The sequence below is a fragment of the Nocardia sp. No.11 genome, from assembly GCF_038752175.1.
Taxonomy (GTDB): domain Bacteria; phylum Actinomycetota; class Actinomycetes; order Mycobacteriales; family Mycobacteriaceae; genus Nocardia; species Nocardia canadensis.
Window position 1 is genome coordinate 23,322 of record NZ_JBCGFB010000010.1, and the last position, 13,747, is coordinate 37,068.

The following is a 13,747-nucleotide window of genomic DNA, read 5'->3' on the forward strand; positions in this document are numbered from 1 at the left end:
TTCATGGCGTCCAGCCCCCGAATGAACCATCGGTAAACGCCCTCCGCACCCACCACGTTTTCGGCCGCCTCGCGTCCGAGGGGCGAGACGTAACGCCGAAGGCGCAGTATCGCCCCTCGGACGCGAGGTCACGAGGCCGAAAACCCGCGGCGCCAGCCGCCTTCTACTCAGCCAGCGCGTAGCCCGCCTCGTCGACGGCGGCGGCGACCTCGGACTCGGTCAGCTCGTTCGTGCTGTCGACCTTGACGAGACCGCTGGCCAGGTCGACATCGACGCTGGTGACACCATCGATCTTGCCGATCTCCTGCTTGACCGAGCTCACGCAGTGTCCGCAGGTCATCCCCGTGACGGTGTAGGTGGTGGTGGCCATGGCCGACTCCTTCGCTCTTCGATCATACGGTCCAGGGGTATGTCCCCGACACGAACGAACATACCCCCCATGGGTATTAGGCGCAAGCCCCCGCCCGGCCACCTGCTGTGGCGTGGCTCTCCCTGTCCGGTGGGGCGCGGATTCAGCGCGGGTACTCGTCGGGGTAACCCGTTACGCTTGGTGATCGTGCTGTCAGTTGTGCCCAGCCCGGTCGTCGTGCGCGCCCCTTCGAAGGTGAACCTGCATCTCGGAGTCGGTGATCTGCGTCCGGATGGCTACCACGACCTGACCACGGTCTTCCAGGCGTTGTCGCTGGCCGACGAGCTCGAACTCGCCCCGTCGGCGTCGCTGGCGGTGCGGGTCACCGGCGAGGGTGCGGCCGAGGTGCCGACCGATCGGGAGAACCTGGTCTGGAAGGCCGCGGTTCGCCTGGCGCATCTGGCCGGACGCGCGCCGCTGGTGGAGATCGCCATCGCCAAGGGTATTCCGGTCGCCGGCGGCATGGCGGGCGGCAGCGCCGACGCGGCCGCCGCGCTGGTCGGTTTGAACGAACTGTGGGATCTGGGGCTGGGCCGCGACGAGCTGTCCGCGGTGGCCGCCGAACTCGGCAGCGACGTCCCGTTCGCGCTGCATGGTGGCACCGCGCTCGGCACCGGCCGCGGCGAGCGGCTGCTTCCGGTGCTCTCGCGCAACACCTTTCACTGGGTCCTGGCGCTGGCCAAGGACGGCCTGTCCACCCCGTCGGTCTTCCGGGAACTCGATCGACTGCGTGCCGAGGGCGACCCGCCGCGGCTGGGCGATCCGCAGAAACTCATGCAGGCGCTGGCCGCGGGCGACGCGCGCACGCTGGCGCCGCTGCTCGGCAACGATCTGCAAGCCGCGGCGCTGTCGCTGAAGCCGGAGCTGCGGCGCACCCTGCGCGCCGGGGTCGGGGCGGGTGCGCTCGCCGGACTGGTCTCGGGGTCCGGCCCCACCTGCGCGTTCCTGTGCGAGACCGAGGAGGCGGCGATCGCGGTGGCGGCCGAACTGGCCGGTGCCGGCGTCTGCCGCAGTGTGCGCACGGCCAGCGGTCCGGTGCCGGGGGCGCGGGTGCTCGACACCGAGGCGCACGGGAAGCACTGAGCGTCAGCCGATGACGTCGGCGAGCCGGTCGACCTGGTCGGCGTCGCGGCCGTAGCAGTAGAGCATCACCTCGTCGGCGCCGAGCTCGTCGAATCGCGCGATGGTCGAGCGGATGGCGTCGGGTGTGGTGAGCAGCCCGTCGAGCATGAACTTCGAGCGATCACCGGCGAAGGCGTAGTAGGCGCCCATGGCCGCGCGGGCGTCGGCGATCAGGTCGTCGTCACCGACGGCCACATTGACCTGGGCGACGATCCGCGGCGCGCCGATGCGGCCGTGGTCTTTCCAGGAGCGGCGCACGGTGTCGAACAGGTTGCCCGCCCACGACGGCGGCGCGGCGGCGAGGAACCCGCCGCCCCAGCGGCCGACGCGGTCGAGCGCGGCGGGCTGGAAGCCGCCGAACAGCAGCTCGGGACCGGCGGGGGAGCGCGGGACGGGGCCGATCGGTCCGCACTCGGGGCCGAACGATTCGCCGGCCCAGAGGCGGTGGAGCAGGCCGATCTGCTCGTCGAGGCGGCGCCCGCGAGTCCGCAGCTCGGTGCCCGCGGCGAGGTGGTCGTCGGCGCGTCCGCCGACGCCGACGCCGAGGACGAACCGGCCGCCCGACAGTACGTCGAGGGTGGCGGCCTGCTTGGCCAGCAGCGCGGTCTCGCGCAGCGGGGCCAGCAGCACCTCGGTCTGCAATCGGATGCGGCGGGTGGCGCCGGCCAGAGCGGCCAGGGTGACGAGCGGTTCGGGGTTGTCGTAGACCAGCCGGTCGAGCAGGCCGAGGGTGGAGAAGGGGCCGTCGTCGGCGCGGCGGGCCCAGTCGAACAGGGCGGGCGGATCGGAAATGGGGAGGCCGAGGCCGATATGCATGGAATCCTCCGGGGAAAGAACGTCGTTCGTGTCGAACGTTGTTCGCTACGAACGACGTTAAACGAACATCGTTCGTAGCGCAAGGTGGCGCGGCTCGGACGGCCGACGACCGGGCAAGTAGGCTCGTCACGGCCCCACAGTCGCGCGGAAGGCGGGCGAGCAACACCTATGTCCAACCTGATCAACCTCGAACAGGTCTCCAAGAGCTTCGGCATCAAGCCGCTGCTGGACGACGTCTCGCTCGGTGTGCACGCGGGAGAGCGGATCGGGGTGGTCGGTCTCAACGGCGGCGGCAAGACGACGCTGCTCGAGGTGCTGACCGGTCTGGAGCAGCCCGACAGCGGCCGGGTGAGCCGGGTCGGCGGACTGCGGATGGCCGTGGTCACCCAGCGCGGCGTGCTGCCCGACGGCGCCACCATCGGTTCCATCGTGCTCGCCGGACTCTCCGACGATCTGTCCACCGTCGACATCGCCGAACACGAATGGGCCGCCGACGCGCGCATCCGCTCGGTGCTCGACGGCATCGGCATCGCCGATCTCGGCCTGGACACCCCGGTCACGAACCTCTCCGGTGGCGAGCGCCGCCGCGTCGCGCTGGCCGCCGCGCTGGTGCGCGACCTGGACCTGCTCGTTCTCGACGAGCCGACCAACCACCTCGACATCGAGGGCGTGCAGTGGCTGGCCGAGCACCTGGTCGCCCGGCGCACCGCGCTCGTCGTCGTCACCCACGATCGCTGGTTCCTCGACACCGTCGCCACCCGCACCTGGGAGGTCGTGGGCGGCAAGGTGGAGACCTACGAGGGCGGCTACGGCGACTGGATCTTCGCCCGCGCCGAACGCGCCCGTCAGGCCGACGCCACCGAGTCCCGCCGCCAGAACCTGGCCCGCAAGGAACTGGCCTGGCTGCGTCGCGGCGCCAAGGCCCGTACCTCCAAGCCGCGCTACCGCGTGGAAGCCGCCGAGGCGCTGATCGCCGACGTGCCGCCGCCGCGCGACTCGGTCTCGCTGGCCGCGTTCGCGCGCAAGCGCCTGGGCCGCGTGGTGATCGAACTCGAGGACGCCACGCTCACCACCCCCGACGGCCGCGTGCTGGTCGACGATCTGACCTGGCGGCTCGCGCCGGGTGAGCGGGTCGGTCTGGTCGGGGTCAACGGCTCGGGCAAGACCACGCTGCTGCGCGCCCTGGCCGGCGACGCCGAACCCGCCGCGGGCAAGCGCATCCAGGGCCAGACCGTTCAGATCGGCTGGCTGCGCCAGGAACTCGACGACCTGCCCACCGACATGCGGGTGCTCGAGGCCGTGCAGCAGGTCGCCCAGCGAATCATGCTCGGCGACAAGGAGATCTCGGCCGGTCAGCTGGCCGAGCGGCTCGGTTTCACCCCCGCCCGGCAGCGAACACCGGTCGGCGACCTGTCCGGTGGCGAGCGACGCCGCCTGCAGCTGACCCGCATCCTGATGGCGGAGCCGAACGTCCTGCTGCTCGACGAGCCGACCAACGACCTCGATATCGATACCCTGCAGCAGCTGGAGGACCTGCTCGACAACTGGGCGGGCACGCTGGTCGTCATCAGCCACGACCGCTACCTGGTCGAGCGCATCTGCGACACCACCTGGGCGCTGTTCGGCGACGGCAAGCTGACCAACCTGCCCGGCGGCATCGACCAGTACCTCACCAAGCGCGCCACGCTGGCCGCCCCGGCCAAGCCCGCCGCCGCGAAACCGTCCGCCGCGACCACGGATTCGGCCGACCGCCGCGCCGCCCGCAAGGAGCTGTCGCGGCTCGAGCGCAGCATCGCCAAACTCGACGAGCGCGAACAGAAACTGCACGTCGCCCTGGCCGATGCCGCCACCGACCCGGACAAGCTGGTCAAGCTCGGCGCCGAACTCAAAGAGGTCGTCGCGGAAAAGGAAGCCGCCGAAGAACGATGGCTGGAACTGGCCGAGGACCACTGATCACGGAGGGGCAGGGGTAACTCGCCGGGCACGGGCTGACCGATCCGGCGAGCGACGGTCAGCCGCCGACGCGTCGTGACCCAGCGCCTGAGTCCGGCCCGAAATCGCGGGGAGGCGGGACAGTCTCGCGCCCTTCGGCGATGACGACGGGCAGGCAGGTCTGCACGAAGTCGGCGCCGAATTCGGTGAGGATGATGCTGCGGTAGCTCACCTTGGTGCCGAAGCCGCGCTTGAGCGCGTCGCGCACCTGCTCCTGCGCCTCGATGAGCTGGTAGCGGCTCGGATTGCCGACCGGTTCGCGGGTGGACTCGATGAGCCCGAGCCTGCGCAGGTTGGGCAGGTATTGCGGCACCCGGTTCGGGAAGCGCAGACCGGCATGCTCGCCGATCAGGGTGAGGCCGCTGATCAGGCGCTCACCGCCGAACGCCCGCTGGCGTCCGGTGCGCACATCGAGCGCGGGCTGCGGTCCGTCGACGTGCATGAACCGCAGGATCCGGGCCTCGTCGGGGGTGATCTCGGCGAGGATGCCGGGGTAGGCGGGGTGGGTATCGGGCTGGGCCGCGTGCGTGCTGGCCGACAGGCGCAGCAGCTCGGCGCCCTGTTCGCGCAGCGTCGGCATGCCGCCGTCGCCGGAGTGCTCGGTGCCGACGGGCAGGCCGAGCGCGTGCCGGAGCCGGTCGCGCACTTCGCCTTCGGCTTCGGCGAGGACATCCTTGGGCGGGGCGCCCGCCATGCTGCCGCGCAGGACGGTGACCGTCACGCCGAGGGCGGTGTCGAGGGTCCACAGGGTCATCCCCGAGGCCGCGGTGAGCGCGACCCGCGCGACCCCGGTCGCCGCCCGTACCGTGCGCACCGGCGAGACGGGCAGCACGCCACGCCGGTCACCGATGGCTTCGATCGGCGGTACCTCGCGTCGCACCAGTTCGGTGGACGGGGTCCCGTCGTCTATATCCATGTAGTCGCCACTCCAGTTCCGAAGACCAGGATATGAGCGTATCCGGCGAGCAGCCCCAGCGCGCCGCCATGGACGAAAAGCAACCATTCGTCCTGTTTGATGGCCGAACGCAGCATGTCCACGAAGTCGTGTGGGGAAAGTGCGGACATTTGCCGGGCGATGTATTCGTTGACCTGCCTGCCCTGTTGGACGTTGAACGCCGGGTCGGCGAAGGCCATCGGCGCGATCGTCATCGCCTCGGCGGTGAGGGTGGACTGTAGCGAGTCGTACTCGCGGCTGCCGAGCATGAACTTCACCGCGGGCCGGGCCGGGCCGAGCGCGCGGTCGGCGGCCGGACGCAGGGTGTCCTCGAGCATCTGCAGGGTGCGGTCCGAGCGCGGGCCGTTGAGCAGCTCGTCGCCGATATTGGCGACGGTGACCACCTCGGTGGAGACGAGTTCGGCGTAGCCGGCGGTGATCTCGGGCTGGCGCTTGATCAGCAGACCCTGCCGCCACGGGCACCACCACTTGGGCGTCGCGGGCGCGAAGATCATGTTGATGCCGACCCAGTTGACCACCCAGCCGATGATGATCCCGCCGATGGGCAGCACGATCAGCGGCGAGAGGCCGGTGGTGTGCAGCGCGAGCACCAGCAGCAGACCGCAGGGCGCGCCGAAATAGAAGCCGAAGTTCTGCATGAACCGCAGTTCCTTGGCGCCGAGCACCTGGAACAACTGGTTGAGCAATTGCGGTCGCGCCTGGAAATATCGGATGACCATCTGCTTCACATCGAGCAGCTGATCGATATTGGTGCCGAGTTCGATGGTGAGTTCGCGCAGGATCTCCGGCAGTTGCGAGCGCACCCGCTGATGCACCATCTCGCGCACCTGGGTGGGCAGGTTGTACCAGAGCTGCGGGTGCTCGCGGCGCAGGATCACCTCGACGATATCGCTGATCTGGGCGTCGGCGACCTCGGCCAGATGTTCGGCCAGCTTCTCCGGATCGAGCTCGCGGTAGAAGTCGGACACGCTGCCGAGCTTGGACAGCCCCTTGTCGACCGCGATGCTGGCCATCTTGTCGGCGCGCGAGGGCACGATGCCCTGCCAGCCGATCCGCCCGTCATAGCTGAGCAGCGGCAACACCTGGATCCGCTTGGGCAGATACGGGAAGATCGCGCGCAAGCCGGGCAGCTTCACGCCGTGGAACTTGATCGGCTGGAACAGCATCAGAATGCCGGTCCAGTTCGTGATGTAGCCGATTATTCCTGTGAAAAGAGGAATGGTCAGAATTTCTAGCAGGAGTGTCGGATGTAACCCGAACACACTCTCCAACACGACACCCTCCTGCCGTAACCCGGTGATCACCGCCTCACCGGCACCCAAAATTAGCACCCCCGTGCCGCGGTGACCCTACTGTGAGGTGCGGAACTGGGTCCATTCGTCGTGCGCCAGGCCACAGGGTAGTGTCTGAGACATCAGTCACAGAACCTGTCCCGAATGCCGTATTCGCCCAGGCGAGTCGGAACAATGAGCACCACCACATTTGGTGACAGGCCACAACCAGCGCGTACAGGGGGCGCGCTGCGTACGCACTGTGCTTGGAGCGTGGTCGGGCAATAATCTGTGGGCGATCGTTCCCATGCGAGACTTCGGAGTAGGACGTGACAGACGACAGGACCGGACAGGACCTGGCCCGTGCCGGTACCCGCGCCGTCGAGCGCAGCTCGGATGTCGAGCAGCGACAGATCAGTAATGAAGCCCGGTTGATCCGCGGGGTGTTCCGCGCCGCCGGATTGGCGGCGGGCACCGCGGTGCGCGGCAGCCAATGGGCGGTCGGCACCACCTACGAGGTGACCAAGGAACTGGCCCAGGCGGCCCTGGACGGCGAGTCCTCGGCCGACATCGCCGAGCGCACGGGCAACGCCCTGCGCTCGATCGCGCGCAGCGCGCTCGGTGTCACCGAGGGGTCGGTGCGCGAGATCGTCAGCTACGTGCCGACGCCCAACGGGTCCACCCAGCAGGCCATCACCGTCGGTCCCTACCTGCGCTCGGCCAGCACCGAGGACCTGCGTCGCCGCGGCGACGCGCTGCTGGCCCGCTCGGCCGACGTCTACTTCACCGAGGACGTGCACCCGGCCTACGACCGCATCCTCGACGAGATCGCGCCCGACGAGGCCCGCATCCTGCGGTTCATGGCGCTCAACGGTCCGCAGCCCTCGGTCGACGTGCGCACCAACCGCCCGCTCGGTATCGGCTCGGAGCTGGTGCAGGGCGATCTGACCTCGGTGCCCGAGCAGGCCGGCGTGCGCTACCCCGATCGGGCCCGCTCCTATCTGATCAACCTCAACCGCCTCGGCCTGACGTTCACCTCCGAGGATCCGGTGGTGCTGAGCCGCTACATGGTGCTCGAAGTGCAGCCGGTGGTCGAGGAGGCGCTCAAGAAGGCCGGCCGCGCGCCGAAGATCGTCCGCAAGAGCCTGCGCCTGTCGGAATTCGGCGAGGACTTCTGCCGCACCTGCTTCACCATCGGGTAGCTGAGACAGCGCGGGCAGGCGGCGCCGGAGGTCACGCTCCGGTGTCGGCAGTGATAGCGATCAGATACAGATCCGGCACTGCGCTCGTTTCAGTGGGATCGTGGAGGGATGGAGCAGGGTCCCGGATCTCCGAGCGTGCGCGTCGACGATCCCGTCGCGCCCACCTCGGCGCGGCCCGGTCCGCTGCTGCCCGGTGACGACGCTCCACTGGTCGCCGGGATGGAGACGGGGGAGGATCGGATGGCCGAGATGCCGCCCGCGGACGCGATGGATGAACAGCAGCCCGAACCGGTCCAGCGCCCGCCCGATCACCCTGACGACCTGATCGCGATCAGCCGGCTCAAATTCCGCTATCTGCGGGCCCTCGACACCAAGTCCTGGGACGAGTTCGCCGACACCCTGATCCCCGAGGCGACCGCCACCTACAGCGAATACCTGCAGTTCGAGTCGCGCGAGGCCTTCCTGGCCTTCCTGCGCAACACCCTCGGCCCGCACGTCATCACCGAGCATCGCTGCGACCATCCGGAGATCGATGTCGACGGCGACACCGCGACCGGCACCTGGTACCTGGCCGACACGGTGATCATCCCCGAGCACAACATGTGCCTGCGCGGCGCGGCTTTCTATACCGACCGCTACGTCCGCTGCGAGGACGGTCACTGGCGCATCGCGCACACCGGGTACGAGCGCACCTACGAGGTGGTGCTCTCGCTCAGTGATCTGCCCAGTCTGCGGCTGACCGCGAGCCGCTGGGGGATGATCGCCCAGGAGAATCACATCTCCTCGGTGGAGCGCAACCCCGGACCGGCCGCCTGACGCCGACTCAGACAGTCGACCAGTTAGTCCGCGGTCGCGACCAGTGGCTCGAGCGTGAGCCTCGGATGCTCTTTCTCGATGTACTGCAGCCGCCATTTGTCGCTGAACAGCGCGAGAATCGCGCCGTCGGTCCGAGTGAACACCTCGACGCCGCGCTGGCGATCCAATTCCGGCGCCGATTCCGCGTCGGTGCGCCTGGCCAAAGTGAAGGGCAGGAAATCCAGCTGGGTTTCCACATTGAACTCCGCCTGCATGCGAGCGGTGACGACCTCGAACTGCATCGGGCCGACCGCCGCCAGCACCGGCGAGGCGTCGCCGCGGGCGTCGTTGCGCAGCACCTGCACCACGCCCTCGGAGTCGAGCTGGTCGATGGCCTTGCGGAACTGCTTGTACTTGCCCGCGCTCTGCGCGCGCAGCGTCGCGAAATGTTCGGGGGCGAAGCTCGGGATCGGCGGGAACTCCACCTTCTTGTCCACGAACAGGGTGTGGCCCGGCGCGAGCGCGGTGGCGTTCACCAAGCCGACCACGTCGCCCGGGTAGGCGGTGTCGACGGTGGTGCGCTCGCGTCCGAACACGGTCAGCGCGTACTTGGTGGCGAACGGACGACCGGTCTGCGCGTGCGTGACGACCATGCCGCGCTCGAACTCACCGGAGACGATCCGCATGAACGCCAACCGGTCGCGGTGCGCGGTGTCCATGCCCGCCTGCACCTTGAAGACCACCGCGCTGAACGGATCGCCGGTCGCGCGGTCCTTGCCCGCCACGTCGGCCCGCGGGCCCGGTGCGGGCGCCAGCGCCACCAGCGTCTCCAGCAGCTGGCGCACACCGAAGTTCAGCATCGCCGAGGCGTAGATGACCGGTGAGGTCTGCCCGGCCAGGAACAGCTCCTGGTCGTGGTCCTGCCCGGTGGCCGAGAGCAGTTCGCTCTCCTCGGCGGCGGTCGTCCAGGCCTCGCCCTCGCGTGCCTCGGCCTCGGCCGGGGTCAGCGATTCCTCGGGGGCGATGGTCGCGCCGCCCGCGGTGCGGGTGAAGTGGATGTACTCGCTCGCCTCGCCCTCGGGGCCGCGCCGCAGCAGACCGCGGAAGTCGCCGGCGATGCCGACCGGCAGGAACAGTGGGGTGGGGGTGAGGCCGATCCGCTCGCTGATCTCGTCGAGCAGCTCCAGCGGCGCCTGACCGGGGCGGTCCCACTTGTTGATGACGGTGATGACCGGGATGCCCCGGTGGCGGCAGACCTGGAACAGCTTCAGCGTCTGCGGCTCGAGGCCCTTGGCCGCGTCGATCAGCATGACCGCGGCGTCGACCGCGGTGAGCACGCGGTAGGTGTCTTCGGAGAAGTCGGAGTGGCCGGGGGTATCGACCAGGTTGATGACATTGTCGATGTCGGACCCGGCGGCGCGGTAGTTGAACTGCAGCGCGGTCGAGCTCACCGAGATGCCGCGCGCCTTCTCCATCTCCATCCAGTCCGACACGGTCGACTTGCGCCCGGCCTTACCGTGGATGGCGCCCGCCTCGGAGATCATCTTGGCGTGTAGTGCCAGCGCCTCGGTCAGCGTCGACTTACCCGCGTCGGGGTGCGAGATCACGGCGAAGGTGCGGCGGCGCGCGACCTCGGCGGGTAGTCCGCGCGGGGTGGGGGCGGCGCTCTCTCCGGACTCGGTCAACGCAGAACCTCACTGTGTTTATGGCGGCTGGTGCCGCGGGGTTTGCGGCCCTTCGGGCCTCGCATCCGAGGCTCGAGACTACGCCTTCGGCGTTACGCTTCGAGCCTCGGATGCGAGGCGGCCGCAAACCCGTGGTCGTCGCGGTGGATGGTGTCGCGCGGCTTCGCGGCGGCAGGTGGGGCCGTTTTTCTGTGGATATGCCGATGCGGTATGGTGGTCGGGTTGTCTCGGCGAGGGTGAGTTGCCCCTAGTGGTTGTACTCACCGTGATCGACGCGGCTCGGCCTTCCCGGTCGTCCTCGTTCGTTCTTCGTCCGACGAGTAGACGTTGACCCCGCAGATGGGTCGCCCCACCTGACCAGCCCGGAAGAGCCGTAGGAGCGCATTCAGTCATGTCCGACGTGAACCAGATCGAAGCCGCCGTCCGCACCGAATTCGGTAAGGGCGCCGCTCGCCGTACCCGTCGCGACGGCAACGTGCCCGCCGTGCTGTACGGCCACCAGGCCGAGCCGCAGCACCTGAGCCTGGACGCCAAGGCCTTCGCCGCCATCCTGCGTACCCACGGCACCAACGCCATCCTGAACCTCGTCGTCGACGGCAAGCAGCAGCTCGCGATGACCAAGTCGGTCGTGGTCCACCCGATCCGCCGCTACATCGAGCACGCCGACCTGCTGATCGTCAAGCGTGGCGAGCGCGTCACCACCGACGTCAACGTCGTGGTCACCGGCGACGCCGCCTCCGGCACCCTGATCACCCAGGAAGCCACCACCCTGTCCATCGAGGCCGACGCGCTGAAGCTGCCCGAGTCCATCGAGATCTCGGTCGAGGGCATCGAGCCGGGCACCCAGATCCTGGCCGGCAGCATCGAGCTGCCCGCGGGCGTGACCCTCGCCGGTGACCCGGAGGCCCTGATCGTCAACGTCATCGCCGCGCCGTCGGCCGCGCAGCTCGACGAAGAGGGCGAAGGCACCGCCGCCGCCGAGGAGACCGCCGAGTCGGCTCCCGAGTCCGAGTAAGACTCCTGCACTACGGTTCGGCGCATGACCGAATCCTCCGGGCCCGCACTCGTGGTGGGGCTGGGTAACCCCGGCCCCGAATACGAGCGCACCCGCCACAATGTGGGCTTCCTGGTCGCCGACGTGCTCGCCGAGCGCGTCGGCGACCGTTTTGCCGTGCACAAGAAGTCCGGCGCGGATCTGCTGCAGGCCCGCCTGGACGGGCGCCAGATCCTGATCGCCAAGCCGCGCACCTACATGAACCTGTCCGGTCGGCCGGTGGCCGCGCTGGCCAAGTTCTTCTCGGTGCCCGTCGACCAGGTCATCGTGGTCCACGACGAGCTCGATCTGCCGTTCGGCACCATCCGGCTCAAGCAAGGCGGCGGCGAGGGCGGCCACAACGGCCTGCGCTCGATCTCCCAGGCCCTGACCACCAAGGACTACCTGCGCACCAGGATCGGCATCGGCCGCCCGCCCGGTCGTCAGGACCCGGCCGACTACGTGCTCAAGCCGTTCGCGGCCCCGGAGCGCAAAGAGGTCCCGGTGATCGTCGAGCAGGCCGCCGACGCGGTCGAGCTCTTGCTGAAGGTCGGGCTGGAAACCGCCCAGAACCAATTACATTGAGCGCTGGTGCGCTCGAGTTCGCGGCCCTTCCGGTCCCGCCGGTCAGGCACCGTTGCTTGCTCCTACGTCGCCTGCGCAACGGCACCTGACCGGCGGGACGGGCCGCGAACCGCCGCTGCTCGGCGGCCCCTCCTCGAGGTCGGGGCGTGCGTGGCCGGCAGCGACGGGTCGGTCCTATCTCAGGTGTACCGCGGTGGCGGCTCGGCGCAGTTTGCCCGACGACGTCTTCGGCAGGGCACCGGGGCCGAGGACCGCGACCGTGCGTGGGCGGGCGCCGACCTCGGCGAACACCTCGTGCACGATCTCGCGCTCGATTCGCTTCACCTCGTCGGGATCCTGATAGTCGTTGGATTCCACTACCACGGCGAAGCTTTCGCGCTTCTCGCCCGCGTCCAGGCGCACGGCCACCGCGTTGCCGGGGCGCACGCCGGGCACCCGCATCGCGGCCCGCTCGATGTCGGTCGGGTAGATGTTGCGCCCGCCCATGATGATGACGTCCTTCATCCGCCCGCAGACCACGACCAGCCCGGCCTCGGTGAGGTAGCCGATGTCGCCGGTGTCGAGCCAGCCCTCCTCGTCCTGCGCGGGCCGGAATCCATCGACGGTCACGTAGCCCGAAGTCACCGCGGGGCCGCGTAATTCGATGACGCCGACCGTGCGCACCGGCAGCGGCTGCCGCTCGGCGTCGACCACCCGGCCCTCGAGGTCGTCGACGAGGTGGCCGAGCGTCGGCAGCCTGCGCGGGGTGCCGTGGTGGCCGTCCTCGGCCACCGGCACCGCCTTGCCGACGGCTTCGAGCAGATCGGCGTCGATGACGTCGAGCACCATGCCGTGGCCGGGGTCGGGGATCGAGACGGCCAGGGTGGTCTCGGCCATGCCGTAGACCGGGGTCAGCGCCATCGGGTTGAGCCCGAAGTGCTTGCCCGCGTCCGCGAGCGCGATCATGGTGTCCGGGTCGACCGGTTCGGCTCCGTTCCACATGTACCGCACGCTGGACAGATCCATCGAGCCCGGCTCGGCCTGGCGCAGCCGCCGGGCCAGCAGCGAGTAGGCGAAGTTCGGTGCCGCGGTGACGGTTCCGCGATACTTGTCGATCAGCTCGGCCCACAGCAGCGGCCTGGCCAAGAAATCCAGCGGGGTCACGCAGACCACCTCGGCGCCGAATTGCATGGGTACGCTGAGGAATCCGACCATGCCCATGTCGTGGAACAGCGGCAGCCAGCTGATCATCACGTCGTCGTCGAGCTGGAACTTCACACGATTGAACATCGCGTGCGCGTTGACGTTGAAGTTGCCGTGGGTGATCCGGACGGCCTTGGGTGATCCGGTCGATCCGGAGGTCAACTGCTGCAGCGCGATATCGGATTCGGCGGTCGGCACCGGGTCGGTGTCGGGGCCCTCGTGCAGGTCCTCGATCTTGACCACGGTGATCCCGCGCTCGAGCAGCACGGGTTCGGCGGCGGCGAACGGCGCGCCGAGCACGACGGCCTTGGCCTCGATCATGTCGAGCACCGTCTCGGTGTCGCGTACCCAGACCGCGAGGTCGGTCCGCGGAGTCGGCTGGTGCAGCATGGTGATCGAAGCACCACGCATCCAGATGCCCTGGCAGACAGGGGCGATGTCGACGGGCAGGCCGGCCAGGACGCCCACCGCGTCACCGTGCTCGATCCCGGCGGCCGCCAGGCCACCCGCCATCCGCCGCGCCACGCGGTGGATATCCCCCCAGGTCTGCCGCAACGGCGCCTCCGGCTCCCCGGTGACCAGCCCCCTGTGGCTGGTCAGCGCTGTGGCAAACATTTCGTCGGTGAACCTGCTCAACGTCGGACTCCCTTTACGCCAACGATCGGTTACGGCCGTGCTCCCAACAGAAAATCCCGCCCCG

General features: G+C 69.2%; 12 protein-coding genes. 6 read left to right on the plus strand and 6 right to left on the minus strand.

Translation table 11 applies throughout. The features are described 5' to 3' along the window. Nucleotides 1-163: 163 nt before the first annotated feature. The gene (locus V8688_RS05215) at nucleotides 164-370 is read right to left on the minus strand and encodes a cation transporter (RefSeq protein ID WP_218717216.1); all 207 of its coding nucleotides are present in this window, start codon (nucleotides 368-370) and stop codon (nucleotides 164-166) included. 186 nt (nucleotides 371-556) lie between these two features. Between V8688_RS05215 and V8688_RS05220 the strand changes: the two genes are divergently transcribed. Then, nucleotides 557-1,492, plus strand: a complete 936-nt coding sequence (locus tag V8688_RS05220; RefSeq protein ID WP_218717217.1) for a 4-(cytidine 5'-diphospho)-2-C-methyl-D-erythritol kinase — start codon at nucleotides 557-559, stop codon at nucleotides 1,490-1,492. Between the two features lie 3 nt (nucleotides 1,493-1,495). Here the strand turns inward: V8688_RS05220 and V8688_RS05225 are convergent, their stop codons facing one another. After that, a complete protein-coding gene (locus tag V8688_RS05225) occupies nucleotides 1,496-2,347 on the minus strand; it encodes an LLM class flavin-dependent oxidoreductase (RefSeq protein ID WP_218717218.1) in 852 nt (283 codons plus the stop codon). A gap of 168 nt (nucleotides 2,348-2,515) precedes the next feature. Here V8688_RS05225 and V8688_RS05230 point away from each other — a divergent pair, with 168 nt between their 5' ends. After that, nucleotides 2,516-4,300 (plus strand): ABC-F family ATP-binding cassette domain-containing protein, encoded by a 1,785-nt coding sequence (locus V8688_RS05230; RefSeq protein ID WP_218717219.1) that lies wholly within the window; start codon nucleotides 2,516-2,518, stop codon nucleotides 4,298-4,300. Between the two features lie 58 nt (nucleotides 4,301-4,358). Here V8688_RS05230 and V8688_RS05235 read toward each other — a convergent pair whose 3' ends face one another. Next, on the minus strand, nucleotides 4,359-5,255 hold the full coding sequence (locus V8688_RS05235; RefSeq protein WP_342800296.1) for an Abi-alpha family protein: 897 nt from the start codon (nucleotides 5,253-5,255) through the stop codon (nucleotides 4,359-4,361). Continuing rightward, entirely contained in the window at nucleotides 5,246-6,460 is a 1,215-nt protein-coding gene (locus V8688_RS05240) for a hypothetical protein (protein WP_255587347.1), read from the minus strand. The genes V8688_RS05235 and V8688_RS05240 overlap by 10 nt, the downstream gene beginning before the upstream one ends. Nucleotides 6,461-6,894: 434 nt before the next feature. On the opposite strand from V8688_RS05240, the gene V8688_RS05245 reads away from it, so the two are divergent. Both V8688_RS05245 and V8688_RS05250 read left to right on the plus strand, forming a co-directional pair. Beyond that, a complete protein-coding gene (locus V8688_RS05245; RefSeq protein WP_308248403.1) occupies nucleotides 6,895-7,767 on the plus strand; it encodes an Abi-alpha family protein in 873 nt (290 codons plus the stop codon). 267 nt (nucleotides 7,768-8,034) lie between these two features. Next, nucleotides 8,035-8,583: a nuclear transport factor 2 family protein gene (locus tag V8688_RS05250; RefSeq protein ID WP_218717235.1), complete on the plus strand. Its 549-nt coding sequence runs from the start codon at nucleotides 8,035-8,037 to the stop codon at nucleotides 8,581-8,583. A gap of 23 nt (nucleotides 8,584-8,606) precedes the next feature. Here V8688_RS05250 and V8688_RS05255 read toward each other — a convergent pair whose 3' ends face one another. Then, a complete protein-coding gene (locus tag V8688_RS05255; protein WP_342800297.1) occupies nucleotides 8,607-10,247 on the minus strand; it encodes a peptide chain release factor 3 in 1,641 nt (546 codons plus the stop codon). 391 nt (nucleotides 10,248-10,638) lie between these two features. On the opposite strand from V8688_RS05255, the gene V8688_RS05260 reads away from it, so the two are divergent. Both V8688_RS05260 and pth read left to right on the plus strand, forming a co-directional pair. Then, on the plus strand, nucleotides 10,639-11,262 hold the full coding sequence (locus V8688_RS05260; protein WP_342800298.1) for a 50S ribosomal protein L25/general stress protein Ctc: 624 nt from the start codon (nucleotides 10,639-10,641) through the stop codon (nucleotides 11,260-11,262). A gap of 24 nt (nucleotides 11,263-11,286) precedes the next feature. Further along, nucleotides 11,287-11,865, plus strand: a complete 579-nt coding sequence (gene pth / locus V8688_RS05265; RefSeq protein ID WP_342800299.1) for an aminoacyl-tRNA hydrolase — start codon at nucleotides 11,287-11,289, stop codon at nucleotides 11,863-11,865. Between the two features lie 174 nt (nucleotides 11,866-12,039). Here the strand turns inward: pth and V8688_RS05270 are convergent, their stop codons facing one another. After that, nucleotides 12,040-13,683 (minus strand): fatty acyl-AMP ligase, encoded by a 1,644-nt coding sequence (locus V8688_RS05270; RefSeq protein ID WP_316576073.1) that lies wholly within the window; start codon nucleotides 13,681-13,683, stop codon nucleotides 12,040-12,042. Nucleotides 13,684-13,747 lie beyond the last annotated feature (64 nt).